This window comes from Pseudoxanthomonas sp. 22568 (assembly GCF_052044485.1).
In the GTDB taxonomy this organism is placed as follows: domain Bacteria; phylum Pseudomonadota; class Gammaproteobacteria; order Xanthomonadales; family Xanthomonadaceae; genus Pseudoxanthomonas_A; species Pseudoxanthomonas_A beigongshangi.
In genome coordinates, this window is record NZ_JBQENC010000003.1 from 139,980 (window position 1) to 165,543 (window position 25,564).

Below are 25,564 nucleotides of genomic sequence, written 5' to 3' on the forward strand. Positions count from 1 at the left end.
TGCCAGATGGGATTCACGCAAGCCGGTCAGGACGCTTCGCGCACGCCATAGGCGTAGCGGATGTCCTGGGCTTCGGGGGGATGGGGCGGATGTCCGCCGGTGTGAAGGCGCAGCAGCGCGTCGGGTACCTCGTCGCCGGGAAGCCCCGCACGGGCGTCGCCCGTGGTCGCCGTGGCCAGCGACTGGTATACGGCGGGTTCGCTGAGCAGGGTCAGCACGCGGCCGGCGATGGCCAGCGCGGTGGTACCGATGGCGATGCCGTTGCCCTCGCCGTCGGGCGTGTCGCAGACGCGCAGCACCGGCTTGCCCTGCAACTGGCCGGGGAAACCGCCGCCCTGCCCGGCAAGTACCAATTGCGCACGTTCGAGCAGGTGCAGCCAGGCCAGGTAATCGGTCAATTCCAGGATGTGCACGTTGGCGAAGGCATGCAGCGCGGCGGAAACATCGCCGGCGGCGCCATTGCCGGAGGATTCCTGCGGCCACACGATGTCCACGTCCGGGCGCCGGCGCGCGATCATTTCCAGCGCCTCGGCCAGTTGCACGGCGGCATCCTGGTCCGGCGCGCAGGCGACCATCAGCAACGGGTTCTCATCGCGCAGGAACGGGAAACGCCATGCGATCGCACTGGCCAGCCTGGGTTCGGCGCGCAGCACATCCAGTCCCGTGCGCAGGGTCTCGGCGACGATGCCCTCCTGCACCAGCAACCGCTCCTCCGGCACGCCCTCCAGGCGCAGGCGCCGGCCCGCGTCCTCGCTGGCGGCCACGTGCAGCGCCGCCAGCGACTGGACGATGCGCCGGCTCGCTTCGTTGGGCCAATGCGAAGGGGTCGCCGCGCTCGCGTCGCCGTCCACGCACACCACCGGGACGTCATCGGCATGCGCGGCCAGGCTGAGCGCGAACGTGGCCGGTGCGTTGCCGGGCACCAGGACCACGTCGGGGCGTATCTGGTCGAGCAGATCGCGCGCGCCGGTGACCAGCGCGTCGGCGCCGTCGTCGCCGGACAGGCGATCCTGGGCCTTCAGGCCGAACAGGCGCAGCGCCGCCTCGCCGTCGGTGCCAGGCACTTCGGACAGGCACACGCTGGTCTGGAAACGGGCGTCATCGGCCAGCCGCTGCGCGATCGGCGCCACGCCCATCGCGTCCGGCGTGGCCGCGACCACGCACAGGGCGCGCACCGGGCCATCGCCATCGGCGCCGCGGACGACCGGGTAGGGTTCGTGGTCCTCGCTGCTGACGGCGCCAGGCGGCACGAAGCGTCGCCCGGCGTGCGGGGACGGCACGAACCGGGCCAGCCCGCGCGACGGCCAGCTGAAACCGCGCGTGCGCAGTTCGAGCAGGCGCGGCAGCCCGAGCAGGTAGATCACGGTGGCGGCGATGAACGACAACAGGTTGACGATGTCCGGCACCGCCCGCAGGACGTAACCCAGCAGGGCCAGGACGATGCCGATCGACACCATCAGCGCCAGGGTCACGCGCGGCGAGAAGCCGCTGTCCATCAACAAATGGTGCAGATGCTGGCGGTCGGCGCCGAACGGCGAACGTCCCGTGCGGATGCGCCGGTACATCACCGCCAGCGTGTCCATCACCGGCAAGGCGACGCACCACAGCACGTCCACCGGCGCCAGCCGGCCGACCCGCGAGTGGCTCAGGTAGATCAGGCTCCAGCCAAGCAGGAATCCGATCGCGGTGCTGCCGGCGTCGCCCATGAAGATCTTGCGTCCATCCGGCCAGCCAAGGTTGGCGAAGATGTAGGGAATCAACGCCGCGAAAAGCACCTGCAGCATCAGCATGGCACCCACCGCGGTCCAGCCCGCGCGGTCGTACAGCAGCACCGAGCCGATGCAGACCAGCGCGATCGAGGCTGCCAGGCCGTCAATGCCGTCCAGCATGTTGAATGCATTGATCAGCCCGATGACCGCGAAAATGGTCAGCGGGATGCCCCAGATGCCCAGCCGGATGTCGCCCGGCAGCAGCCCTCCCATGTGATCGACGTAGTAACCGGTACTGAGGATCACCAGGGCGACGATCGCCGATTCGATCAGCAGGCGGGATTGCACGGTCAGATGGACCACGTCGTCGGCCACGCCCATCGCCACGATCAGGGCGGCGCCCATCATCACGCTCATGACGAAGCGGTCGATGAAGCCCAGGTAGGCCAGTCCCACCAGCAGCCCGATGAAGAAGCAGATGCCGCCGATCAGCGGCACCCGCCCGTTGTGCTGCTTGCGGGTGTCGGGCCTGTCCACCAGACCGACCCGGCGCGCCCACGGGCGCATCGAGAAGATGGCGAACAATGTCACCGCCAACGCTATCGCGCTGGCGGCGATGATCCTCGGATGCTCCATCCAGAAATCCTCGCTACTCACTAGTCCGTGATGGCCATCCTGTCCAACCGGTCATCCCTGGCAAAACCACTGTCCCGCGTGATGTGTGCGTTAGTGGATCGTTCCGTTTCCAATCTACGGACAGCATCTTGATGAGCGCATGAAAGCGTGAACTGCGTAAGGGCATCGGCTCAGCTGTGTGCAGGCAGCGCGAACAATCGTGAATCGGAGCCGATCGGCATCCGCTCGCACCAGGCGCGCGCCGACTCTCCGATCAGATCGAAGGTGCGAACGAAGGCGTCGCGCGGTTTTCCGCAGGGATCGCGTATTTCCTGGCGACCTTTCCATCTGCCCAGCAGGTGCATGCGGTTGCGCAGCGGTGGCGCGATCGCCTCGAGCGCACGCAATTGCCTCTGCTCCATCGCCAGCACCAGATCCGCCTCGACCAGCATGCGCAGATCGATCTGGCGGGCGACATGGTGATCCAATCGAAGACCATTTTCGGCAAGCAATTCGGCCGCGATCGGATGCAGGCCATCACCCACCCGCGCCGCCAGCCCGGCCGAACGCACCCGCAGGCCGGCCGCGTGCCCGTGCGAACGCAGCACCGCCTCGGCCATCGGGCTGCGGCAGATGTTGCCGACACATACGATCAATACCTGGTACATCGCGACGCCATCATGTTCATGCGGTGCAGCCTGCCAGCGCGGCCGTGTCGAGCGTGTATGCGCACGCTCTTCACATGCTCGTCAGCGTTTTCGTTCTATGCAGGATGCGGGCAGATGAACGGCATGCCGGGTTCATCAGTCCAGTTGGAATCCATTGAGGTCCGCGCGGGGCATCTCGCCAAGAATGGAAATCCAAATGGGCCCCGGCATCCGCCGGGGCGACGAATCTCCATCCCTGCCCATCACGAGAGAGCCCACCCATGCCCCTGCTGAAAATCCGACTGACCGGAAGCGAGGCCGATGCCGCCACCGTGATGAGCGTGGTGCATGGGGTGGACGGTGTCGAACGGGTCGAGGAAGTGGCGGATCTGATGCCGCACATGGACGACGAGGATTCCAGCTCGGCCGGACTGGTCGACGATCAGGGCGCCGGTGGCGTGCATGCCATCGAGATCGAAGTGCCGGGACCGCATACCGGCGACGAGGTGCGCGAACTGATCATCCGCAGCGCTGAAAGCCTGGGAATGGCGGTGGAATTCGTCGACGAGTTCTGAACGGGCCTGNCAGGTTTCCACTGCATCTGACGGCGCCTGCCGCGGCGTGCCTACATCATCTTGTCGCGCGCCTGCTCGGCACGCGCGGCACCGATGGCGGTTTCGACATTGCGTTCCTCTTCCGGCGGCGGCAACACGGCCGGCAGGCCCAGCGACTGGATCCACAATTCGCGGGCCCAGCCGCGCGTGTGGTAGAGGTGGTGATCTTCCTGTTTCTCCACCTGGTCGTGCGCGGCCTTGAGGATCTTGCCTTCCTGCTTGCCCGCCTTTTCCGCGACCCGGCCGATCAGCTCCCAGTTCTGGTGATCCTTGGTTTCGGCCAGGACCACGCATTCGGCGGCGACCAGTTCGGCGGCGGCGGCCCCCGCTTCGGCCATCGCCATCCGGATGGCCTTCACCAACGAACGACCCTGATGGGCGACCACCTCACGGCCGGGACTGGCCGCCTCCGGATCCTTGCCGAGCTGTTCGAACACGTCCAGCAGGATCTGTTCGTGCTGGCGGGTTTCCTCCAGATACTTTTGCCACTCTTCCTTCAGGTCCTCGTTCTGCACCGCCTCCAGGGCGGCGGTGTAGACCTGGATGCCGCCGCGCTCGGTTTCCAGCGCCTGCAGCAGCAGTTCGTTCACTTGGGTCTGGTCGGTCATGGATGAGCGTGCCATTGGATACTCCTTGCCGTCGGGTGGGAGAAACAAAAGATTCGTGGCGACTCGCCAACTTGCCGATGTTCTAGCCTCGGCCGTGCAAACGCGCCGTGACAGCGCGACGCCTTCGCGTGCATCCGCCTTTAACGCGGCGATGCACACACGCTCTTGCCGGACTCGGGAGTACAACCGGATCGTCCTCCTCTCCGGCGTGCGCGGCACGCGGAATTCCAGATGAGTCCGCCAGCCGATTCCGCCTGCTGCTACCTGCCCGAACGCGCGCCCCCGGTCAACGTGCCGCTGGCGATCTATGCGTGCTCGATCGACGACGTGACCGGCTGGTTCAGCGGCCGCTACGATGGCCGCGCATGGCACGCGGAGCTGGCATCGGACGATGAGGAAGGATGGTACGTGCTGGGTTGGCGCCAGCCGCATGCGCCCCTCGACGATGCCTGCGTCGCATGCGGGGGATTGCCGACCCATCCGCTGGGACATGAGCCGCCGTTGCTGCGCACCGCCCCGCCCCACTAGGCGTCGCCGGCCCGCGGCGGATGAACCCGCGCTTTGCGGCGCCCGCTTCTTAACGAAGCGTGGATCCGCCCTGCACCCGCGATTTCCCCCGCGTGGCGGAAACTCGCGGGCGTGGATGCCGGAGAACATCCCGGCCGGCTGCATATTCAGTGGACGCACTCCCTCGCGGAGCCTCGCCTTGACCCGCAGCCCCACAGGAGAACCGGCCCGAGGCCACCACGGTCGCCGGGAATGGCGGGTCAACCTCGTCTGGATCGCCAACCGGTTCTCCGCTTCCCGCACACGTTCTCTTGATGCGGTCGCGGGAAAGGTGCAGTCCTGCAAGCCAAGCAGGAGATGCGCATGGGCAAGACGTCGATCGAAACCCGCCTCGCCGAACTGGAAGCCCTCTGCCGCCGCCTGGAGCCGGCGGTGGAGCGGCGCATGCAACATCAGGATCAAGTGGTCGAAAGCGTACTGAAGCACTTCGGCAGGCTGCAGGGCCAGCTCGCGGTCATGGGCTACGTGGCGTCCACCGTCATGCAGTCCGTGGACGAACCCGTGCAGACACGGCTGATCGCCTGCCTGCAGGTCGCGGCCGAGAATTTCCCGCTCGGCCTGCCGCCCCAGTTCGAGGATGGCTTCCGCGAATCGGCCGAAGCGCTGATCCCGGATATCTGGACCCTGCATTGATCCGGCTGGCGAGGTGTCCGTCGACCATGATCCGTCGCATGGCCGGATCGCTCACGGCCTGGCCGGAAGTTCCGGCGGCGGCGCCGGGCCAAGGTGTTCCAGGGTCCCGGCCAGATCCATCGGCCGGGCCAGCAGATATCCCTGCACCTGATCGCAATGGTGACGATGCAGCCAGTCCAGCTGCGCGCGGGTTTCCACGCCTTCGGCGACCAGGGTCAGGCCCAGGCTGTGCCCCAGCGTGATCATGGCGTGGCAGATCGCCGCGCTGCGGTCGTCATCGGCGACGTTGCGGACGAAGGTCTGGTCGATCTTCAGCGCGTCCAGCGGCAACTGGTGCAGGTAGGACATGCTGGAGAAGCCGGTGCCGAAATCATCCAGCGAAGTGCAGATGCCGTGTTTCTGCAACGTGCGCAGGGTTCGCATGGTGCCTTCCGGGCTGTCCAGCAGCATGCTTTCGGTGACCTCGATGTGCAGCGCGCCGCGCGGCAGCCCCTGGCGCTCGTGCAGGCGGATCAGGCGTTCGGCGAAATCGGGGCGGCGCAGCTGCGCCGGCGACACGTTCACCGCGATCGGCAGATCCGACCAGCCGGCCGCGACCAGCTTGCGATGGCATAGCGCCGCCTCCTCGATCACCCAGTCGCCCAGCGTCGTGATCAGCCCGGCATCCTCGGACAGCGGCACGAATTGCGACGGCGGCACGAATCCGCCATCGGCCTGCGGCCAGCGCAGCAATGCTTCCAGGCAGACCGGCCGGCGATCCTCGAGCCGGTAGATGGGCTGGAAATGGAGCATGAAATCGCGCTGTTCCAGCGCCACGTGGATGCGCCCGATCATGCGCAGCCGTTCGCTGGCGGCCTGCGCCATCGGCGCGTCGAAGATGCGGATGGGCACGTCCTGCGTACGCGCCACGTGCGCGGCCAGCGCGGCATGGCTGACCGCGTTCTCGAACGATTCGCCGTCGAACCGGGCCACGCCCACCCACGCCTCCAGGCTGCGCCGCGAGCCGCCCTGCTCCACCGGCAAGGTCATCGCGCGATGCAGCGCGCCGACCGCTTCGTCGACATCCACGCCGGGGCGCAGCGCGACCACGAATGCCTCGGATGGCACGAACGCGGTCTCGCCCCACGGATCGGCCAGCGTCTCCAGGCGGCTGGTCAGGGTATCCAGCAGGCGCGTCGCGACCGCCTGGCCCAGGCTGTCGATCACCAGCTCGAGCCCGCGCAGCTGCACGTACGCCAGCGCATAGCTGCCCTTGCCCTCGGCCGCCAGTGCGGCCTTCAGGCCGGGAAAGTTGAGCAGGCCGGTGGCGGTGTCATGGCTGGCGCGATAGTTCAGTTCGCGCTCGTAGGCGAGCGTTTCGCTGATGTCCTCGGCCAGCACCAGCCGCGCGGGCCGGCCGTCATAGCTGATGGTGTCGGTGCGCACGTGCACGTCGATCACGCTGCCGTCGCGCTTCAGGTGCTTCCAGACCTCGCCTTCGTGCGAGGGCGCCGGCTCGGTCAGCGACTGCAGCATGTCCACCGAACTGCGCGGCGGGCGGATGTCCATGATGGACATCGAGAGGAATTCCTCGCGGCTGTAGCCGTAGTGGCGCTCGGCCGCCGCATTGACCTCCAGGAAGCGCAGGGTTTCCAGGTCGAAGACCCAGAACGGCATCGGATTGCGCTCGAACAGCAGGCGGTACTGGCGTTCGGTCTCCAGCAGGCGCGCCTGTGCGCTGCGTTCGTTGGTGATGTCCACCAGGGTGCCGGTCATCGCGGCGCCGCCTTCCTGACCCTCGACCGCGCCGCCGCGGGTCAGCAGCCAGCGTACCTGCCCGTCCGGGCGCACGATCCGGTACTCGGCGGTGAAGGGTTCGCGGCTCTGCCAGGCCTGGGCGAAACGCGCGCGCAGCGCATCGCGATCATCGGGATGCACGAGCGCGTAGAACTCCTCCCGGTCGGCGCTGTTGCGTTCGGGTCCGAATCCGAAGATCTCCGATACCTGTTCGGACCATTCCACCCGCGGCGGCGACTGGCGCACGACCCAACTGCCGGTCTTGCCGATGCGCTGCGCCAGCCGCAGGCCTTCGCCGGCGCGGCGCACTTCCGAGATCAGGCGCTTCTGCGCGCGCGCCGCCTGGCGGGTGTGGCGCATGAGATACAGCAGGCTGGCCCAGTACAGCACGTAGACGGCCAGGGATCCGAACAGCAGGAGATACCAGGGGTGCAGGATTTCCTTGCGTCCCAGCCCCGCGCTGACGAACACGCCATAGTCGTCCAGGTGCAGGCGCGAGGTGATCCGCACCACCCCGTCCACGCCGCTGCGGCGAATCATCGCGCTGCTCGCGTATGGCGGTCCGGACGGGAGGATCTCGGGGTAGCGGCGTCCCACGTAGTGCGCCGCGTCGCGGCTGCGCGCCAGCACCGTGCCACCGTGATCCATCACCGTCACCACGCCGTCCCGCCCGGTGTCCAGGCCGGCGACCAGGCGCTGGATTTCCGCCACCCGCAGGCGCGCCACGATCCAGCGGCCGTCGTCCATCGACGTCAGCAGCGGCAACAGCCATTCGCCATCCAGTTGCTGGAGCGCGCCGAAGCGCAGGGCATGCGGCGGCGACCCGCGCGGCGGCGGCGGAATCCGCAGGCCATGGCCGGGGGTGATCGCGCGCCCGGCCGCATCCACGATGACGATGCTGTGCAGTTCCTGGTGGCGGCCCACGACGCCGGCCACCGCTTCGCCGAGCAGCGCCGACGCCGATTCGGGGACGGTGCGGAACGCCTGCTGGGCATCGCCGGCGATACCGGCCATGGCCCGTTCCAGGTTCCGCAGTTCCAGCCGCAGCAGCCTGGCCGTGCCTTCGGCCAGCGCCATGCTCTGGCGCCGCGCCGCGTCCAGCCTCAGTTGATGGTCGCGGTAGACGAAATAGCCCAGCAGATACGCGAGCACGAGCGCCAGCGCGATGCCCGACCAGGCGACCGTCCGGGTGGAGCGAACTATGGGCAATTCCTTGTGCGTATCCGTCATGGCGACGCTGAGCAGCCAGGTAGCGGAATGGTCGATGTCCCCCGGGCGCCACCATACCCCTGTAGGCGCTCAAGCGGAAGCCGGTGGCCTTGGGGGGCCGCCCGGCGGTCGGCGACGGGCGATCAGGCGCTCGATCCAGGCCAGCACAACCAGCACGGACAGCGTGGCCGCGGTGATCAGGAACGCCAGCAGGTCGTAGTCGAATCCCACCGCCACGCCGATCACCGCCACCATCAGCAACGAAGCCGCGGTGGTGATGCCCGTCACCGTACCGGCGCCGCGCTGGGCGAAGATGGTGCCCGCGCCGATGAAGGACACGCCGGCGATCACCGCCTCCACCAGCCGGAACGGGTCCACCGTGAGGATGGGGCTTGGTTCGCGCATGCTCTCGGCCATCACCAGGCCACCGATGCCAACCAGGAAGGCGGCCGCGCCACCGACCAGCATGTGGGTGCGGAAACCCGCCGGCCGGTTCTTGATTTCGCGCTCCACGCCGATGCTGCCCGCCAGCGCCATCGCGTACACCACTTCCAGCAGCACGTTCCATTGATCCGCGAATCCGGAAACCATGCCGTCGTCTCGCAGCCCGGGAGATCGCAGCCTCGCGCGGCGGCAGTCAACGCGCCGTGCGCGAAATGTTGGCGCGGGATGAAGACTCATCCACATCGCGCTCACGCCGCGCTACCTAGGATGAAACCATGGAAAGCGAAAGTACCCTGGCAGCGGAACCACCGCTGATAGAGGATGACTGGGCGCTGTTCCTGGATGTCGACGGTTCACTCGCCGAACATGCGCCCACGCCGGATGCGGTGCGGATTGATCCCGCGATCAAACAGGCCCTGCCCGCGCTGTCCCGCAAATGCGGCGGCGCGCTGGCGCTGGTGAGCGGTCGATCGGTGGAAGCGCTGGACGCCCTGTTCGATCCCGTGCACATCGCGGCGGTCGCCGGCCTGCACGGACTGGAACGACGCTGGCACGCCGGATGGAATCCGGCACCGGAGATGGATGCCGGTTTTCTCGCGCTGGCGGCGGAAGCCGAGGCGATCGCCGCGCGTTTTCCCGGCGCGTTGATCGAATGCCGCGGTGGCTGCCTGTTCCTGCACTGGCGCGCCGCGCCTGATGCAGCGCCGGAACTGGGCGCATTCGCCGAGTCCGCGCGGACGCGGCTGCCGCGCCATCGCCTGCATCCCGGCGCGCACGGCATCGAGATCCGCCCGGTCGGAATGGACAAGGGCGCGGCGATCGCGGCCTTCATGCAGGCGCCGCCGTTCCAGGGCCGGCGACCGGCCTTCATTGGCGACGATCCCGCCGACGAGCCGGGTTTCGCCCAGGTCAATGCGCTGGACGGCGTCAGTGTGCTGATTGGCGCGGCGCGCACCAGCGCGGCGCGCCATCGACTGGCCAATCCCGGCGCGGTGCGCCGCTGGCTGCTGGATTCCCTACACGACGAGGTATTGGCATGAACATCGAATCACGGCACCGGCCGGTGGCTCGCGGCGAGGGGGACGCGGGACGCACGGTGCTGGTCTCCAACCGGGTCGCCCTGCCCGGCGAAACCCAGACCGGGGGCCTGGCGGTGGCGCTTGCCGCGGCCATGGAAGACGGCCCCGGCCTGTGGCTGGGCTGGAGCGGTCGCATGGCCAGCGACGCGCGCCTGCCACTGGCGCGCACCCGCGCCGGCCGGCTGGAGTATGCGTTGCTGGATCTGCCCGCGGACGAATTCGACGCCTACTACCACGGCTTCGCCAATCGCGTGCTGTGGCCGCTGTTCCACTACCGCATCGATCTGGTCGACTACCACCGCGAGCATCACGAGGCCTGGTGGCGGGTCAATCGCAGGTTCGCCGAAGCCCTCGCCGGCCAACTGCGCCCGGATGACACCGTATGGGTGCACGACTATCACCTGATTCCACTCGGCCAATGCCTGCGCGAACTGGGCATCGACAACCGTATCGGTTTCTTCCTGCACATCCCGATGCCGCCGCCGGACGTGCTGTCCGCCCTGCCCGTGCACCGCCGCCTGCTCGCCGCGCTGGCCTGTTACGACCTGGCTGGTTTCCAGACCCGCACGGATCTGGACAACTACCGGCATGCGTTGCGCCAGCAGGACATCCGCACGCAGGGCCGCAGCGGCGCGTTCCCGATCGGCATCGATGTCGAGGCGATCGTGGCCTGCGCGCAGAGCGACGAAGCCCGCATCGCCGAACGCGATCTGCGCGCCAGCCTGTCGGGCCGGCGGCTGGCGATCGGCGTGGATCGGCTCGACTACTCCAAGGGCCTGCCGGAACGCTTCCGCGCGTTCGAGCGGCATCTGGAAAGCGGCGCGCCCTCCGCCGGACAGCTCACCTACCTGCAGATCGCCCCGCCCAGCCGCATCCAAGTACCCGAGTACCAGGAGGTGCGACGCGAACTGGAAGGATTGGCCGGCCACATCAACGGTCGCCACGCCAAGCCCGAGTGGACGCCGATCCGCTATGTCAACGACAGTTTCCCGCAGAGCGTGCTGGCCGGCTTCCATCGTGCCGCCGCGATCGGCCTGATCACGCCGCTGCGCGACGGCATGAACCTGGTCGCCAAGGAATACCTCGCCGCGCAGTCGCCGCTGGATCCGGGGGTGCTGGTGCTGTCGCGCTTCGCTGGCGCGGCCGAGGAGCTGACCGAGGCATTGCTGGTCAATCCGCACGACGCCGATGCGGTGGCCGACGCCATCGACGCGGCCGCGCGCATGCCCCTGCGCGAACGCCAGGATCGCTGGCACGCGTTGATGGCGAAGCTGCGCGGCAACGACGTCGGCCATTGGGCGCGTGGATTCCTCGAGACGCTGCGCGATGGCGGTGGTTCCGAAGGCACGGTGAAGGCGCTGCCCGACACGCGGCCCGGTGTATTGGCGGGAGTGCCCGCGCGATGAAGATTGCCCAGATCTCCCCGCTGCTGGAAGCGGTGCCGCCCCGGCTGTACGGCGGCACCGAACGGGTGGTTTCCTACCTTACCGAGGCGCTGGTCGCCGCCGGCCACGACGTGACCCTGTTCGCCTCCGGCGACTCGCGCACCTCGGCCACCCTGGTGCCGGGCCGCGACTGCGCGATCCGGCTGGACGAGTCGCCACTGAAGTCGCCGGTGGCCGCGCACCTGGCGATGCTGTCGGACGTGGCCCGGCGTGCCAACGAATTCGACATCATCCACTTCCACATCGACCTGCTGCCGTTCCCGCTGTTCGAGCCGGTCGCCGCGCACACGATCAGCACCCTGCACGGGCGCCAGGACAAGAAGGATCTGCCGGCGTTCTACCGGCGCTGGCCGGAATTCCCGCTGGTCTCCATCTCCGAAAGCCAGCGCCGGCCGATTCCCTGGGCCAACTGGCTGGGCACGGTCTACCACGGGCTGCCGGAGGATCTCTACCAGCCGGCGGAAAACCCGGCCGGCGACTACCTGGCGTTCCTGGGCCGGGTGTCGCGCGACAAGCGACTGGATCGGGCGATCGCGATCGCGCGCCGGGTCGGCCTGCCGCTGCGCATCGCGGCCAAGGTCGACACCCACGACCGCGTCTACTTCCGCGAAACCATCCGTCCGCTGCTGGAGCAGGACGGCGTGGAGTTCATCGGCGAGATCAACGACGAGGAGAAGCCGGCCTTCCTCGGCAACGCCCGCGCCCTGCTGTTTCCCATCGACTGGCCCGAGCCGTTCGGGCTGGTGATGATCGAGGCGATGGCCTGCGGCACCCCGGTGATTGGCTGGCGCTGCGGTTCGGTGCCTGAAGTGGTGGACGAAGGCGTCACCGGCCATATCGTGGATTCGATCGCGGCGGCCAGCGCGGCGGTCGAACAGGTGGAACGGCTCGACCGCGCCCGCATCCGCGAAGTGTTCGAGCAGCGTTTCTCCGTCACCGCGATGGCGCGCGAATATGTGGGGCTCTACCAGACCCTGCTGACGCGTCCGGACCTGCGCATGGCCAAGGGTTGAACGATGGAATCAGCCGCCGACGCCGCCCTGTACACCCGCTATGTGTTGAAGGACGGCGACAGTTTCCTGGTCGCCAACAGCTACGGCGACATCGCCGGTCCCGCCGAGGGTTTCTTCATCAGCGACACCCGCGTGCTGTCGGGTTACAGGCTGCGGCTGGGCGACGAGGCGGCGACCCTGCTCAGCGCCGCGGTGACCCAGGACAACGTGCTGTTCGTCGCCCATCTCACCAACCGCGCGCTTTCGCCGCTGGACGAAGCCGGTACGCCGCAGGGGCTGATCCACATCAGCCGCAACCGCTTCCTGTGCCAGGAGCGGATGTACGAGCGCATCAGTTGCGTCAACTACGGCGAACAGCGGGTCACCCTGCCGCTGCGCTTCACCCTGGCGGCGGACTTCTGGGACATGTTCGAGGTGCGCGGCAGCCGCCGTTCCGCGCGCGGACGATTGATGGAACCGGAGCCCGGCGAGATCGGCTACGGCTTCCGCTATGTCGGCCTGGACAACGTCGAACGCGCCTCCTACATCCGCTTCTCGATGGCGCCGGTGTTCGCCGGCGCCGGCGAGCTGGAATTCCCGCTGGTGCTGGAACCGGACGAGGTCCGCGAGTTCTACATCGAGGCCGGCGCCGACCCCGGCGAACCGCCCTCGCGTGAACGCTACCGCTACCAGGCCGCACTGGCGCGCCGGCGCATGCGTTCGCGCCAGCGGCGTGGCGCGCGCATCGTCAGCAGCGGTCCGCTGTTCGATCAGTGGATGCGCCAGTCGCGTTCGGACCTGGCGCTGCTGACCAGCGATCTGGAAACCGGACCCTACCCCTACGCCGGCATTCCCTGGTTTTCGACCCCGTTCGGCCGCGACGCCGTGATCACCGCGCTGCAGACGCTCTGGCTCGATCCGGGGCTGGCGCGCGGCGTGCTGCGCTTCCTCGCCGAACACCAGGCCAAGGAGGACGCGCCGTTCCTGGACGCGTCGCCGGGCAAGATCATGCACGAGACCCGCAAGGGCGAGATGTCCAGCCTGCGCGAACTGCCGTTTGGCCTGTACTACGGCGGCGTCGACACCACCCCGCTGTTCGTGATGCTCGCGCATGCGTACTGGCGCCGCACTGGCGACGATGCATTCATCCGCGGACTCTGGCCATCGCTGGAAGCGGCCATCGGCTGGGTGGAGCGCGTCTGCGACGCGAACCCGCTGGGCTTCCTCGACTACGCGCGTGGGGAGCGGAGCGGCCTGAGCAACCAGGGCTGGAAGGACAGCGGCGATTCGGTGTTCCATGCCGACGGCCGGCTCGCGCCGGGCCCGATCGCGCTCGTCGAGGTGCAGGGGTATGTCTACGCGGCGTTGCGCGGCATGGCGGCGCTGGCGACGCTTTCCCCGGACGAGGAAAGCGCCACCCGGCGCGCCGCCGCCTGGGAGGCGCGCGCCGCTCGGCTCCGCCAGGCGGTGGAAACGCACTTCTGGGACGAGGAACTGAAGTTCTACGGGCTGGCGATCGATGGCGAAGGCCAATTGTGCCGGGTGCGCACCAGCAATCCGGGCCACCTGCTCTATACCGGCCTGGCCGCGCCCGAGCGCGCCGCCGGGGTCGCCGCGCAATTGCTGTCCTCGCCGTTCTTCACTGGCTGGGGCGTGCGCACGGTCGCGCGTGGCGAGGCGCGCTACAACCCGATTTCCTACCACAACGGTTCGGTGTGGCCGCACGACAACGCGTTGTGCGCCAGCGGCATCGCGCGCACCGGTTTTCGTGGTGGCGCGCCAAGGCTGCTGCGCGGCGCGTTCGAGGCGGCCGTGCACTTCGACATGCGCCTGCCCGAGCTGTTCTGCGGTTTCTCCCGCACCCAGGGCGCGCCGCCGGTCGCCTATCCGGTGGCCTGCCTGCCACAGGCATGGGCGGCCGGATCGGCGCTGATGCTGCTGCAAGCTTGCCTGGGCATCGACATCGACGGCCGCGGCGAGATGGTGGAGATCAACCAGCCCGAACTGCCACCGGGCATCGAGGATGTCACCATCAGCGACCTGCGGCTGGGCGCGCGCCGGTTCGATCTGGCCTTCCGCAAGGTCGGCGAACGCATCAGCGTGTTCGCCGAGGGCGAAGGCGCGCCCGGGCTGGCGGTCTGCATCCGCCAGTAGGGCGCGCTCACAGGTATCACGCTCAGGCCAGTGGCACGCCGGCTTCCGGCAGGCGCCGCAGCAGTTCGTACAGCAGCGCGCCGCGCACCGTCGCGACCCGGCGCGGGCCTTCGACATACACCGACAGGTTGAAGAAGATCTTGTTGTCCTTGACCTCCTCGACCAGCACCACCGGTTCCGGCCGCGGCAGCACGTCGGGGTTGGCGGCGATCACCTCGCGCGCCACCGTCACCGCCTTCTCCACGTCGGTCGTCGCCGCCGGCAGCGGCAGCAGGATCTTCACCAGTCCCTCGGAGCGGGTCAGCGTGCGGTTGCGCACCACCTTGGTGATCAGTTCGGAGTTGGGCACCAGCACGGTGGTGCGATCGGCCATGGTGATCTCGGTGGCGCGCACGTTGATCCGGCGCACGTCGCCCTCGGCGTCGCCCACTACCACCCAGTCGCCGACCCGCACCGGGCGCTCGGCCAGCAGGATCAGGCCGGAAATGAAGTTCTGCACGATCGCCTGCAGGCCAAAGCCGATGCCCACGGTCAGCGCGCTGGCAATCCAGGTGATCTTGTCCAGGCCCACGCCCATCGCCGCCAGCGCCATCGATATCGCCACGACCACGCCGGCATAGGTCGCCACCGACACCAGCGAACTGCGCATGCCCGGATCCAGCCGCGTGGTCGGCAGATAGCGGCTGCTGAACCAGTGTCCGAACAAGCGGGTGGCCAGCATCACCGCCGCGAACACCAGCAGCGCCCGCAGCAGATCGCCCGCGCCCAGCCGGAGCTGGCCGATCGCGATCACCGCCGTGCGCGGATGCAGGCGTGCGAACAGTTCGGAAGGCCCCAGCCCGTAGGGCGCGGCCAGCAGCACCAGCGCGCACAGCAACAGAAGCAGGCGGACCGCGCCGTAGACCAGCGCGCCGACCTGATCGACCTTGCGCGGCTCCAGTCCCAGTCGCCACGCCAGCACCCGCCCGGCGCGGCCACCGCCGCCCAGGTAGGCATCGATGGTGTCGCCGCTGGCCGCCGCCAGCAGATAGGTGAACACCAGCACCACGCCGCCCCACAAGGTCTGTTTGATCAGGAAACCGCCGGCGGCGTAGTAGCCCAGCAGCGTGGCGGACAGGCTGCCCAGGATCAGCCCCCAACCCACCACCACCACGCCGCGCAGCAGGACGCGATGGCGTCCCGTCGGCGCGTCGGCGGGGTTCGTGCGCAGGGCCAGCCCCAGCCGCGACCACACGCTGGCCAGCACCGCGGCCAGGAACACCGCCAGTCCCGCGGTCGCCAGGCGCGACGCATAGCCCTGTCCAGGCAACCAGCGCACCAGCAGGATCTCCAGCCAGGTCGCGGCGGCGACGGACCCCGCCAGCAACCACGGAACGTGGCGCATCCGCGCGGCCACCTCGTCCGGAATGTCGGGCAGGCGCAGGCCCGCATCGCCGCAGGACAGCACGTTGCGGCCCAGGCTGGCCATGAACACCGCGAAGGCCAGAACGCCGATCAGCGGCCCCAGCAATGCCGATAGCGGCGAACCGGCTGGCGCGCCCCATCCGAGCACCTGGCCAATCGCGATCAGCAGGACCGCGCTGCACAGGGTGGTGCCGGCGACCCGCAGCAACGCGGGCAGCGACCGCCGGATGCGTCCTTCGGGCAGGCGCGGAACCAGTTTCGAGATCGACCAGGGAACCAGCCACAGCGTCCCGGCCCAGGCCAACAGCAGCGCCGCCAATCCCCAGAACCGTTCCGCCACCTGCCGCCGCAGCTCCTGCCATGCGCCGGCGAGATCGCGCTCGATCGCGGGCATGGCACGTGTCCATTCCAAAGCGGCGCCCTGCCACAGCCGCCGGCTGTAGGGCGGCGCGTTGTCGCGCTCGCCCACTTCCTCCAGCACTTCGCGCGCGGTGGTCTGCGCCGATTCCGACGTCGTGCCGACGGAGGATGAGGAAGGCGGTGCGGAGGCCGGAGCCGTGGCGAACGCCCCAGCCATGCAGGCTACGGCGATCATCGCCAGCACCCGCGCCGGCCAGCGCGTGGCGCGGGGGTGTCGCTGGCGATGGAAAAAACCGGAAATTGCGCGCATGTCGAAGCGGAAACGGAGGAATCCGACCCTACCCGAGCACGCGGACCCGTCATGTGAAGGCCACGGTTGCACACGGTCTTCGCGTCTCCGAACCCATCATCGATCATCCCTTCGAGGGAGCAGCGCCATGGCGAACGAAACGATGCCCGCTTTCGTGATGGTCGAGGACACCGCCGTCACCCACGTATTCCCCGTCTCCGACCGTCCTGGCCGCTGGACCAGCGGGCAGTTGCCGGTGATCTACGCCGCCTGCAGCGCCGCCGCGGCGATGCTCGAACATCGTGCGCATCTGGAAAGCACGCCGGTCAATCAACTGAAGTTGATCGAGGCGCGCGTTCCGTCCGGTTCGCTGCATGTCATCGAGGTCGCCGAGGATCTGCTCTGGCGGGAGCGTCCCTACCGGACCGAAGTGCAGGCGCTGGGCGACGCCTGGCTCGCCACCGGCAATACCCTGGCGGCGCAGGTGCCCAGCGCGTTGTGCCCGTGCGAGCACAACCTGCTGCTCAATCCGCGCCATCCGCTGTTCACGCGGATCAGCTACCTGGCCGCGCACCGTTTCCGGATGGATCAGCGGCTGGGCTGAATCGGCCTCGCACCCGCGCGTGACAGGATGCGCGCATGGGTCGCGCGATCACCTTCATGAACATCAACACGGCATGCACATCGCATCCCGATGTGGCCGTGTCCGCTTCGCGTTGCCCTAACAGCCGTTGGGTGATGCTCACATGCTGGTGATCCACGAGAGTGAACATGCCGAATCCATGCTTTGCCATCGTCGACGACGACACCGAGTTCGCGTCGATGACCCTGGACATGGCCCGGCGCCGCGGCTTCACGGCACATGCCTTCCATCGCGTCGCCGATGCCGCGCCCTGGCTGGCGCGCCACGACCCCGAGCTGACCCTGCTGGACATGCACCTGCCGGATGGCACCGGCTTCGACGTGCTCGAGCGCATCCCGGTGCAGCACCAGGGACAGATCGTGTTCGTCAGCGGCAGCAGCGATATCGAGCATGCGCGGCGGGCGGTGGCCTCCGCCGCCTCGGCCTACCTGCCCAAGCCGCTGCCGCCCACCCGCCTGATGGGCCTGCTCGACGATGTGCGCCAGTCACACCATGCGCGCGAGGCCGCGCTGCGCGACGACGGCGATGGACTGCTCGGCGAGAGTCCGCCGATGCAGGCATTGCGCCAGGAGATCGCCCGCGCGGCGCCCCACGACGTGAGCGTGCTGCTGTTCGGCGAGACCGGCAGCGGCAAGGAACTGGCGGCGCGTGCCATCCATGCGCAGAGCGGCCGTGGCGGCCGTTTCGTCGCGGTCAACTGCGGCGCGCTTCCGGGCGAACTGCTCGCCAGCGAGCTGTTCGGCCACGAGCGTGGCAGTTTCACCGGTGCCGCCGCGCGCCACCTGGGTTTCTTCGAGCAGGCCCAGGGCGGCACGCTCTTCCTGGACGAGATAGGCGACATGCCGCCGGCGCTGCAGGTCTACCTGCTGCGCGCACTGGAAACCGGCGTGGTCCAGCGAATCGGCGGCCAGGGCGAGGTGCCGATCGACGTGCGCGTCATCGCGGCCACCCATCGCCTGTCGGCGGATGGCTGCGGCGATCTGCGCCAGGATCTGTATTTCCGCCTGGTCCGCTACCCCATCGAGGTGCCGCCGCTGCGTGCGCGCAAGCAGGACATCCCGCTGCTGGCCACCGCCTTCGTCGATCGGCTCAACCGGCGCACCGGGCACGCCCGGCGGCTGGAGGAACGCTGCCTGCCGGGCCTGATGGCGCACGCCTGGCCGGGCAACGTGCGCGAACTGTCCAGCGCGATCGAACTGGCTTACCTGCGCAGCCAGGACGACAGCGTGCGCGCGGTTCCGCTGCAACTGGACCGGCGCGGATTGCCGGGCGACGACGACCCGGCGAGCGTGCGCTTCCAGGTGGGCATGACCTTCGCCCAGGTGGAGGCGGAAATGCTGCGCAAGACCCTGGCCTTCCACGCCGGCGACAAGACCGCGACCGCCCGGGCCCTGGGCATCAGCGTGCGCACCGTGCACAACCACCTGGCCAGGAAGCGCGACGATGTCTGACTGGCAGCACGATCTGCGCAACGAGTTGAACCTGATCCTGTATGCCAATTCCATCGCGCGGGAAGCGCTCGCGCAGGGCCAGATCGATGACGTCCGCTCCGGCCTGGACCGGATCGACATGGCCGTCGTCCAGTGTGGCGCGTTGCTGGATCGCATGGCCATTGGCGGTTCCCCGCGGCAGGGCGAGACCGGCACCGCCCCGCGCGGGTGATTGATTCCGCGGTTCGCGGTTTGCCGTTTTCCTCACCTCAGTGATGACGCGTGGACGGCGTGCTCCCGGATAGCAGGGTCCCGCCATCCTCCGGCTCCGTACTTCCCTCGCCGCCCTCGATGCCACGCTCGCGCGTCTGCTGCCGGCGATTCGCGCCACGCGCTTCGCCACCGCGCGCGCCGATCCGGGCCATGTGCGTGCGATCCTGGCTGACCACCTCGCCGCCCTTGCGTCCCGCTTCGCGGGCTTCTTCGGAATCGAACTGATGCGCGTTGCCGCTGCGGTGCGCGGCGCGCCCGCCCTTGCGTGCGATTTCGCGTTGCCGTTCCGGATCCATCGCGGCGAATCCGCGTGGCTCCCGGCGCCTGCCCTGGTCCTGTCCGCGCGGGGCGGAGGTCGCAGTGCCGTGGGTGTTCGTCGAGGAAGGATTCAATGACAGTGGGGTACGAGACATGGGAACGCCTTCTGTTGGGAGAAATGCGGCGACTGGAGATAACCGGCGCCGTGGCGTACTCCGCAATGTCCATGCCAACGGTGGAGCTCGCGCAGGCGCGTCCAAGCGGCTGCGCGGGCGGCACATGCTGCATCCCGTGAAATTTCTGCGTCAGGGTGAAGGCGGTGTCGCACGTTTGCGCGCCGCATGGTCCTGCAGGCACGACGCGAGTTCGTCGCCGACCTTGCCGTCGCACTCGGTCGCGGTGGGCGGCGGCTGGGTCAGGTGGACCGGCTCGTCTTTCACCGCGGCCTTGTCGTCGGCACCCGCATCGACCCTTTCACCGGGCGGAGTGCTGCTGCCCGTGCTGGCCGGGGGAACCGAAGGATCGTCCCGGCGGTCGCAGGCCGGTATCACGGCCACGGCCATGGCCCACACAAGGCCGGCGATCATCCAGCGTTTCATGTTCCACCTCCGCGCCGTCGCGCTTCATTCGTCTGCCGCTTACCTACGCAAACCGCGTGCCGATCCGCTCCGCGCACAAACTTCCTTTCGACGCAAAAGCTGCCTGCCGAGGCCGACCGGCGCCGTCGGCGCCCGCGCCTGCCGGCCCGTGGCGATGGCATGCCGTTTGCGTGCCGTCCACGGACGGAGTGGCGCACCACGCTCCTTTCCACTCCTTTCTTCCAGGAGCAGGCAATGGACGAGAACAGACACGACGAGAGCAGACACGACGACGGCAGGCACGTGGGCGTCGAACTGAAGGCCGCGATAGGCGAACTGCGGCAACTGGCAACGCAGCTGGCAGACGCCAGCCGCGAATGGTGGCAGAACCGGAGACAGGACATGAACCAGTACAACCGGCAATACGGCAGGCAACACGAAGGCATGCGTCCGGAAGACAGGCATCCCGACGACGAGCGTTCCTCGCGTGGCTATGGCGAAGGCTATGGCACCGCCGGTATCCAGCCATCGCGAACGCGCGCACAGGCCCGGGAAGAAGGCCGGTTTGGCGCGGACGAGTACGAGCGCTGGGGACGCGGCCGCGAGTCCGACGAGGATGTGCGCGGGCAATATGGCGGTGGAAGCGGACGCTCCGGATTCAGCGGCCGCGGCGACGCCGGCCAGCGCGAATACGGACGGGGCTTCGACGATAGCGACTTCGCCGGCGGTTATCGTCCGGCCGGGCGCACGGGCGACCGCGAAAGCGGCTATTACGACCCGCCGGGCGAATACAGCCAGGCCTGGGGACGCGAGCGCGATCCGGGCCGGATCTACGGGCCCGAGGATTTCAGCCAGCGCTACGCGCAGGGCGACGTGTTCGCCGGAAGCGGCTATGGGCGCAGCGGGCGCTATCCACGCGAACCCGGCGTCGGCTACGGCAGCAGTTCCGGCTACGGTTACGGCCAGTCCTCCGGCGGGATGGGTCGCGGCCCGTCCGACTGGCGCGACGACACCCGCGCCGGGGCCTCCGGGTATGGCCAGGAATCCGGCCAGCGGAATTTCCGCGGACGCGGGCCGCGCGGCTACACCCGTTCCGACGAGCGCATCACCGAGGATCTCAATGAACGCTTTACCGACGACCCTTACCTGGACGCGGACGATCTGCAGATCAGCGTGAGTGGCGGCGTCGCCACCCTGAGCGGCACGGTGGAACAACGCTGGATGAAGCACCGCGCCGAGGACATCGCCGATGCATGCGGCGGCGTGCGCGAGGTCCACAACGAGATCCGGGTGACGCCGGGCATGGGACGGACCGGAGACGCCGGGCTCGAAACCCCGACGACCTCCGAAGCCGGCGGTCGCAATCGCGGCGCGACAAGCCGTCCTGCCACCACCACCGGCACCACGCCCACCGGGGGCAGCACCCACTGAGGCGTGTCCACGCCAACCATGACCACGGCCGCCTGCACGGGCGGCCGTGAGGAGGCGAATCCGCATGAAGCATCGGACATCCCTGATCGCGTGGCTGGCCCTGGCCACCGGCGCGGTCGTGCTGTTCCGCCATCTGGCCGCGCGGCCGCGCGAGGGCACCGCCGGCGCGGATTTCGACGACGACGCCTTCGTCGCCTCGGCACTCGCGCTGGGACTGCGCGAACGCCGCCTGGCCAACGGCATCCTGGAACATGCCGGGGATGAATCGCTGCGCACCCTCGCCCGCATGATCCTGGCCCAGCACCAGGCCGAGGACGGGATATGGGCGGGCTTCGACACCTCGACCGCGGGCGAGGACGGCGCGACCCGCCTGCCCGGATTCCGGCCCGCGGAGTACGAACATCACGCCGCGCTTGCGCTGCAGTCCATGCTGGATGAAGCCTGGCCGCTGTTCGACCAGGCCTCGCAGCGGTCCACCCGCGATGACCTGCGTGACTGGGCGCTGCGCATGCTGGCGTGGCTGGAGGAATCCGAACAGGTCCTCGCGCCAATCCTGGAACGCGTCGCGCCGGATGTTCCCGGCCGGCCCCAGCCCAGTCCCGAAGGCGTCTACTAGTGGCGTCCGTCCGCCAGGCGCGCGTCTCCATCACTCCACGACAGGAGCCATCCCATGGCCAGATGCGATGTATGCGGCAACGATTACGACAAGAGCTTCACCCTGACCCAGCAGGGACGTACCGGCACCTTCGATGCCTTCGAGTGCGCGATCCACGCCTTCGCGCCGCGCTGCGCGCATTGCGGCTGCGCGGTCATCGGCCATGGCGTGGAGAGTGACGGCACCATCTACTGCTGCGCGCACTGCGCCAAGCAGTCCGGCGAAACCGGGCTGCGCGANCACCTGACGGCGGTCGCGCCCCGCCAGGCCTGTCCCGCTAGCCGTAGGGTCCGCCCATCACCGGCAACACCGCGCCGCTGATATAGGAGGCGGTGATCGGTGAGGCCAGGAACACGTAGGCCGGCGAAAGCTCCTCTGGTTGCGCGGGACGGCCCATGTCGCTGTCCTTGCCGAACGTGGCCACCTTCTCCGCCTCGCGGTCCGCCGGGTTCAGCGGCGTCCACACCGGTCCCGGCGCCACCGCGTTGACCCGGATGCCGCGTGGCAGCAGGTTGCTCGCCAGCGATTTGGTGAATGCGTGGATGGCGCCCTTGGTCGCCGCATAGTCGAGCAGTTCCTTGCTGCCGAACAGTCCGGTTTCCGATCCGCTGTTGATGATGCTCGCCCCCTCCCCCAGGTGCGGCAGCGCCGCGCGGGTCATGTTGAAGTAGCCGCCGATGTTGGTCTGCAGGGTCTCGGCCAACTGTGCGTCGCTGATGTCCTCGAGCCGTTTGGCGTGTTGCTGGAACGCGGCGTTGTTGACCAGGACGTCCAGCCCGTCGAAGGACGCCACCACATCCGCCACCGCGCGCTCGCAGAACCGACCATCGCGCACATCCCCGCTGATCAGCAGGCACTGGCGTCCTTCGGCTTGCACATGGCGCGCGGTTTCGCGTGCATCCTCGTGCTCGTCCAGGTACACGATGGCCACGTCGGCCCCTTCGCGCGCGAACAGCACCGCGACCGCGCGTCCGATGCCCGAGTCTCCGCCGGTGATGAGCGCCCGCAGGCCCTGGAGCTTGCCGCTGCCGCGATAGTCAGGGGCCAGGAAGCGTGGCGGGAGCTCGAGTTCGGCTTCGTTGCCCGGCTTGCGCAGATGCTGCCGGCTCAACGGCGGTTCGGGTTGCCTACGACTTCCGGCCTGTACCGGCTGCTTTTTCGTCGAAGGTGCCCGCGCATTCCTGTCCATGGCTTCTTCCTGCAGGCGCCGCTGTCTTTGCGCCGTCTTCGCCGCGGTGTCCGCGCTGGCGGCCGATGATGTCTTCCTGGCAGCGCTGCCAGGCGAAGCCTTCTTCGCCGCCTTCTTAGTCGTCTTCTTTTCGCTGCGTTTCATGTTCACTCCCGGTTACGGAAAAACAGGAACGATTTTGGCTTTGCAACTGAACAAGTACGCTAGAACCGGTGCTGTGAGCGCAATGCAAACGCATCCTCTTCACGTGCTCTGCACTTGAAGTGAAATTTTTTCGCGCGTCCGGAAACGAGTGCTTCCATGCGAATGCGCATGCGCATTCGCGTTGCCGTTTCCAGTCATTTTCGAGTGGCATGCAATCTGCTAAGTAACCGCATCCCCCACAGATCAGGATGCATCCCATGACCAAAGCCGTGCCGATGAAGCTTCCCGCCGACTTCACCTGGGTGGAAGCGACCGCCGACGACACATGGGCCGGGGCAAGACTCATGCTCGAGGGTCGCAGGGTGCTGGAAATCCATCCCTGCCGCGACGGCTGGCTGGTGAGCGTGCAACTGCACGACCCGCTCAACCCGCAGGCCAATGTCGCCGTGCGTTCGGTGGCGGCGGGCATGCGCTGGGCCGCGCGCTGGGCCCGCAGCCGCATCGCACGCCTGCGTGTGCTCGCGGCCGGCGAGCGCCGTCATGCCGTCGCGGTCGCGCCAATGCCCCTGCCGATCCCGGCGAGCTCGACCGTCGCGCCGCGCAGGCCCTCGATCCAGGAACTGGCCGATGCCTGATTCGCGCGCGCGCCCCGACGCCTGAGCGCGATGCCGCGCGTACCGCCCGCGCAGGTACCGCTGGCCAAACCGGTCGAGACCGTTCCCGCCGGTTCGCTACGGCAGTTGCGGCTGCGCGCGGCGGACTGCAGGGCATGTCCGCTCTGGCGCGACGCCACCCAGACCGTCTTCGGCCGCGGTCCGGCACGCGCGGCGGTGATGTTCATCGGCGAACAGCCTGGCGATCAGGAGGATCGCCAGGGCGAGCCGTTCGTGGGACCGGCCGGGCGCCTGCTACGCGAACTGCTGGAACAAAGCGGACTTGCGGTGGAGGAGGTGTACCTGACCAACACCGTCAAGCACTTCAAGTTCCGCCAGCGCGGCAAGGTGCGCCTGCACCAGCGCGCAAACGCCGGCGAACAGGCCGCGTGCCGGCCGTGGCTGGCCGCCGAACTGCTGCGGCTGCGGCCGCGCTGGGTGGTGGCGCTGGGCGCGATGGCCGCGCAGACACTGTTCGGCAATGCGTTCCGGCTGACCCGCGAGCGCGGTCGCTGGCGTGCATTGGATGAACGCACCGAGGCCATCGCCAGTTGGCATCCGTCCGCCATCCTGCGCATGCAGGGCCAAGCGCGTGACCAAGCGTTGCGCGAACTGCGCCGTGATCTTCGCCAGGTTGCCGCGCGCGTGGCCGGCGCGACGTTCCCTCCCTAGTTACCCTCCCCTGCATCCCTGCCCCGACAACGAGGAGCGCATGCCATGAAGAGCAAACCCGAGGCCCCATCCCGCAACAACCCGGACAGCGATGAGCAAAAGGCGCATACCGCCGATCGCCTTCGCAACGACAAGGCACGCTGGAAGGAACACGACCAGCCGGATGTGCCACGCGGAACCGGCCGGCGCAATCCGGAGCGCGACTATCCGGATCCGCTCGGCACCGGCGTTCGCAACCGCCGCTGAATTCCCGCACGCTTCCATCGGGATTCGGCGGATCGTTCACGCGGGTACCACCGGCGCGCTTCCAGACTGGAGCCGTTCCTCCAATGGAGCACGCCATGAACCGCGACCGCAAGGATCCGCCCGCACCGGACGAGCATCGGGACGCGCCCGAGACACCGCACGAACGGCAGAAACGCAAGCAGCGTGAAAGCGAGAACCAGGACGAATCACTGGAGGAAACCTTCCCCGCCAGCGATCCGGTTTCGCCGTTCGTCCCCGCCAAGGCGCCGGATTGACCGCTCAGGCGCGATGCCGGCGATGCCACGCCGCGATCGCCGACGGGACGCGCGCGTCGAGCGCCAGGTCCAGTGCGATCTGTTCGTCGCAGAGGTCCCGCAACGCCTGCGCGAACGGATGACGCGCGGAGGATTCCGGTTCGACGCCCGCGTCGAGCATCGCCTGCCAGATCGCCTCGGCCCGGCCATAGGGGTCATCGCTGCCACGAAGCACGGCGTCGCGCAGCCATGGCCGCGCCGGATGCAGGTGGAAACCTTGCTCCGCCATCGCGTCCATGTGGGTGCGGATGTCCCGCTGGGCGCCCCGGAACCACTCGGTATGACCACCCGCGGCAGCCACCGACAACAGTGGCGCGGGCGCGTTGTACTCGCGCAGCGAGCGTTTCAGCGCGGTTTCCCACGCCTGCGCCTCGGCCAATGCGTCGGCCTGCAACAGCAGGGCGTGGTCGAGGTCGAAGAATTCGAACCAGCGCGGCGCCAGGCCGCGGATGCGGCCCAGCGGATCCCGCGAGATGCCGAGCTTGGCCAGATCCTCTCCGGCGCAGGGAAACAGGTAGAGGAACGCGCTCATG

General features: G+C 68.5%; 24 protein-coding genes and 2 pseudogenes. 16 read left to right on the forward strand and 10 right to left on the reverse strand.

Annotated features, from left to right (window positions below; all coding sequences use genetic code 11):
* Positions 1-26: 26 nt before the first annotated feature.
* The gene (locus ACTJI2_RS04870; protein WP_440841306.1) at positions 27-2,345 is read right to left on the reverse strand and encodes a UDP-N-acetylglucosamine 2-epimerase; all 2,319 of its coding nucleotides are present in this window, start codon (positions 2,343-2,345) and stop codon (positions 27-29) included.
* 170 nt (positions 2,346-2,515) lie between these two features.
* Entirely contained in the window at positions 2,516-2,992 is a 477-nt protein-coding gene (locus ACTJI2_RS04875) for a low molecular weight protein-tyrosine-phosphatase (RefSeq protein ID WP_183636373.1), read from the reverse strand.
* Between the two features lie 260 nt (positions 2,993-3,252).
* Here ACTJI2_RS04875 and ACTJI2_RS04880 point away from each other — a divergent pair, with 260 nt between their 5' ends.
* Positions 3,253-3,546 carry a hypothetical protein gene (locus ACTJI2_RS04880; RefSeq protein ID WP_183636376.1) on the forward strand — a complete coding sequence of 98 codons (294 nt, stop codon included), beginning with the start codon at positions 3,253-3,255 and terminating at the stop codon, positions 3,544-3,546.
* Positions 3,547-3,596: 50 nt separating this feature from the next.
* Here the strand turns inward: ACTJI2_RS04880 and ACTJI2_RS04885 are convergent, their stop codons facing one another.
* Positions 3,597-4,208 (reverse strand): hypothetical protein, encoded by a 612-nt coding sequence (locus tag ACTJI2_RS04885; protein ID WP_183636379.1) that lies wholly within the window; start codon positions 4,206-4,208, stop codon positions 3,597-3,599.
* 216 nt (positions 4,209-4,424) lie between these two features.
* Here ACTJI2_RS04885 and ACTJI2_RS04890 point away from each other — a divergent pair, with 216 nt between their 5' ends.
* Entirely contained in the window at positions 4,425-4,721 is a 297-nt protein-coding gene (locus ACTJI2_RS04890) for a hypothetical protein (protein ID WP_183636382.1), read from the forward strand.
* Positions 4,722-5,063: 342 nt separating this feature from the next.
* On the forward strand, positions 5,064-5,393 hold the full coding sequence (locus ACTJI2_RS04895; protein ID WP_440841307.1) for a hypothetical protein: 330 nt from the start codon (positions 5,064-5,066) through the stop codon (positions 5,391-5,393).
* A 51-nt stretch (positions 5,394-5,444) separates the two neighbouring features.
* Here the strand turns inward: ACTJI2_RS04895 and ACTJI2_RS04900 are convergent, their stop codons facing one another.
* Together ACTJI2_RS04900 and ACTJI2_RS04905 are read right to left on the reverse strand one after the other, a co-directional pair.
* Positions 5,445-8,378 (reverse strand): EAL domain-containing protein, encoded by a 2,934-nt coding sequence (locus tag ACTJI2_RS04900; RefSeq protein ID WP_440841308.1) that lies wholly within the window; start codon positions 8,376-8,378, stop codon positions 5,445-5,447.
* A 90-nt stretch (positions 8,379-8,468) separates the two neighbouring features.
* Positions 8,469-8,969 carry an MgtC/SapB family protein gene (locus ACTJI2_RS04905; protein ID WP_183636391.1) on the reverse strand — a complete coding sequence of 167 codons (501 nt, stop codon included), beginning with the start codon at positions 8,967-8,969 and terminating at the stop codon, positions 8,469-8,471.
* Positions 8,970-9,097: 128 nt separating this feature from the next.
* On the opposite strand from ACTJI2_RS04905, the gene otsB reads away from it, so the two are divergent.
* From otsB to ACTJI2_RS04925, 4 genes and pseudogenes are all read left to right on the forward strand, one after another.
* Positions 9,098-9,862: a trehalose-phosphatase gene (gene otsB / locus ACTJI2_RS04910; RefSeq protein ID WP_183636394.1), complete on the forward strand. Its 765-nt coding sequence runs from the start codon at positions 9,098-9,100 to the stop codon at positions 9,860-9,862.
* Positions 9,859-11,229 (forward strand): annotated as a pseudogene (locus ACTJI2_RS04915) (alpha,alpha-trehalose-phosphate synthase (UDP-forming)); the annotation flags it as partial. The gene otsB and the pseudogene ACTJI2_RS04915, both read left to right, overlap by 4 nt.
* Before the next feature lie 74 nt (positions 11,230-11,303).
* Positions 11,304-12,359 carry a glycosyltransferase family 4 protein gene (locus tag ACTJI2_RS04920; RefSeq protein WP_183636401.1) on the forward strand — a complete coding sequence of 352 codons (1,056 nt, stop codon included), beginning with the start codon at positions 11,304-11,306 and terminating at the stop codon, positions 12,357-12,359.
* A 3-nt stretch (positions 12,360-12,362) separates the two neighbouring features.
* On the forward strand, positions 12,363-14,492 hold the full coding sequence (locus ACTJI2_RS04925; RefSeq protein ID WP_183636404.1) for an amylo-alpha-1,6-glucosidase: 2,130 nt from the start codon (positions 12,363-12,365) through the stop codon (positions 14,490-14,492).
* A 22-nt stretch (positions 14,493-14,514) separates the two neighbouring features.
* On the opposite strand, the gene ACTJI2_RS04930 is transcribed toward ACTJI2_RS04925, so the two are convergent.
* Positions 14,515-16,566, reverse strand: a complete 2,052-nt coding sequence (locus ACTJI2_RS04930; RefSeq protein ID WP_318289111.1) for a mechanosensitive ion channel family protein — start codon at positions 16,564-16,566, stop codon at positions 14,515-14,517.
* 127 nt (positions 16,567-16,693) lie between these two features.
* Here ACTJI2_RS04930 and ACTJI2_RS04935 point away from each other — a divergent pair, with 127 nt between their 5' ends.
* The 3 genes from ACTJI2_RS04935 to ACTJI2_RS04945 all read left to right on the forward strand — a co-directional run bounded on the left by ACTJI2_RS04935 (position 16,694) and on the right by ACTJI2_RS04945 (position 18,850).
* A complete protein-coding gene (locus ACTJI2_RS04935; RefSeq protein ID WP_318289112.1) occupies positions 16,694-17,149 on the forward strand; it encodes an RES family NAD+ phosphorylase in 456 nt (151 codons plus the stop codon).
* Between the two features lie 167 nt (positions 17,150-17,316).
* Complete coding sequence (locus ACTJI2_RS04940; RefSeq protein WP_192198581.1) at positions 17,317-18,639, forward strand: sigma-54-dependent transcriptional regulator; 1,323 nt, start codon at positions 17,317-17,319, stop codon at positions 18,637-18,639.
* Positions 18,632-18,850 (forward strand): hypothetical protein, encoded by a 219-nt coding sequence (locus tag ACTJI2_RS04945; protein WP_183636412.1) that lies wholly within the window; start codon positions 18,632-18,634, stop codon positions 18,848-18,850. Before ACTJI2_RS04940 ends, ACTJI2_RS04945 begins: the two co-directional genes overlap by 8 nt.
* 37 nt (positions 18,851-18,887) lie before the next feature.
* Here the strand turns inward: ACTJI2_RS04945 and ACTJI2_RS04950 are convergent, their stop codons facing one another.
* Positions 18,888-19,187 (reverse strand): KGG domain-containing protein, encoded by a 300-nt coding sequence (locus ACTJI2_RS04950; protein ID WP_225562429.1) that lies wholly within the window; start codon positions 19,185-19,187, stop codon positions 18,888-18,890.
* A gap of 267 nt (positions 19,188-19,454) precedes the next feature.
* Entirely contained in the window at positions 19,455-19,748 is a 294-nt protein-coding gene (locus tag ACTJI2_RS04955) for a hypothetical protein (RefSeq protein ID WP_318289113.1), read from the reverse strand.
* A 234-nt stretch (positions 19,749-19,982) separates the two neighbouring features.
* Here ACTJI2_RS04955 and ACTJI2_RS04960 point away from each other — a divergent pair, with 234 nt between their 5' ends.
* Together ACTJI2_RS04960 and ACTJI2_RS04965 are read left to right on the forward strand one after the other, a co-directional pair.
* Positions 19,983-21,158 carry a BON domain-containing protein gene (locus ACTJI2_RS04960; protein ID WP_318289114.1) on the forward strand — a complete coding sequence of 392 codons (1,176 nt, stop codon included), beginning with the start codon at positions 19,983-19,985 and terminating at the stop codon, positions 21,156-21,158.
* Positions 21,159-21,222: 64 nt separating this feature from the next.
* Positions 21,223-21,774: a hypothetical protein gene (locus ACTJI2_RS04965; protein WP_440841310.1), complete on the forward strand. Its 552-nt coding sequence runs from the start codon at positions 21,223-21,225 to the stop codon at positions 21,772-21,774.
* A 316-nt stretch (positions 21,775-22,090) separates the two neighbouring features.
* Here the strand turns inward: ACTJI2_RS04965 and ACTJI2_RS04970 are convergent, their stop codons facing one another.
* Positions 22,091-23,146 carry an SDR family oxidoreductase gene (locus tag ACTJI2_RS04970; RefSeq protein ID WP_440841311.1) on the reverse strand — a complete coding sequence of 352 codons (1,056 nt, stop codon included), beginning with the start codon at positions 23,144-23,146 and terminating at the stop codon, positions 22,091-22,093.
* A gap of 257 nt (positions 23,147-23,403) precedes the next feature.
* Between ACTJI2_RS04970 and ACTJI2_RS04975 the strand changes: the two genes are divergently transcribed.
* The 4 genes and pseudogenes from ACTJI2_RS04975 to ACTJI2_RS04990 all read left to right on the forward strand — a co-directional run.
* A complete protein-coding gene (locus ACTJI2_RS04975; protein WP_249887870.1) occupies positions 23,404-23,781 on the forward strand; it encodes a hypothetical protein in 378 nt (125 codons plus the stop codon).
* 30 nt (positions 23,782-23,811) lie between these two features.
* Positions 23,812-24,471, forward strand: coding sequence for a UdgX family uracil-DNA binding protein (locus tag ACTJI2_RS04980; protein ID WP_440841312.1), 660 nt, complete (start codon positions 23,812-23,814; stop codon positions 24,469-24,471).
* Positions 24,472-24,516: 45 nt separating this feature from the next.
* Complete coding sequence (locus tag ACTJI2_RS04985) at positions 24,517-24,717, forward strand: hypothetical protein (protein WP_440841313.1); 201 nt, start codon at positions 24,517-24,519, stop codon at positions 24,715-24,717.
* An 80-nt stretch (positions 24,718-24,797) separates the two neighbouring features.
* Positions 24,798-24,992: pseudogene (locus ACTJI2_RS04990) on the forward strand (hypothetical protein); the annotation flags it as partial.
* A gap of 4 nt (positions 24,993-24,996) precedes the next feature.
* On the opposite strand, the gene ACTJI2_RS04995 reads toward ACTJI2_RS04990, so the two are convergent.
* Positions 24,997-25,563, reverse strand: coding sequence for a GIY-YIG nuclease family protein (locus ACTJI2_RS04995; protein WP_183636438.1), 567 nt, complete (start codon positions 25,561-25,563; stop codon positions 24,997-24,999).
* Position 25,564 lies beyond the last annotated feature (1 nt).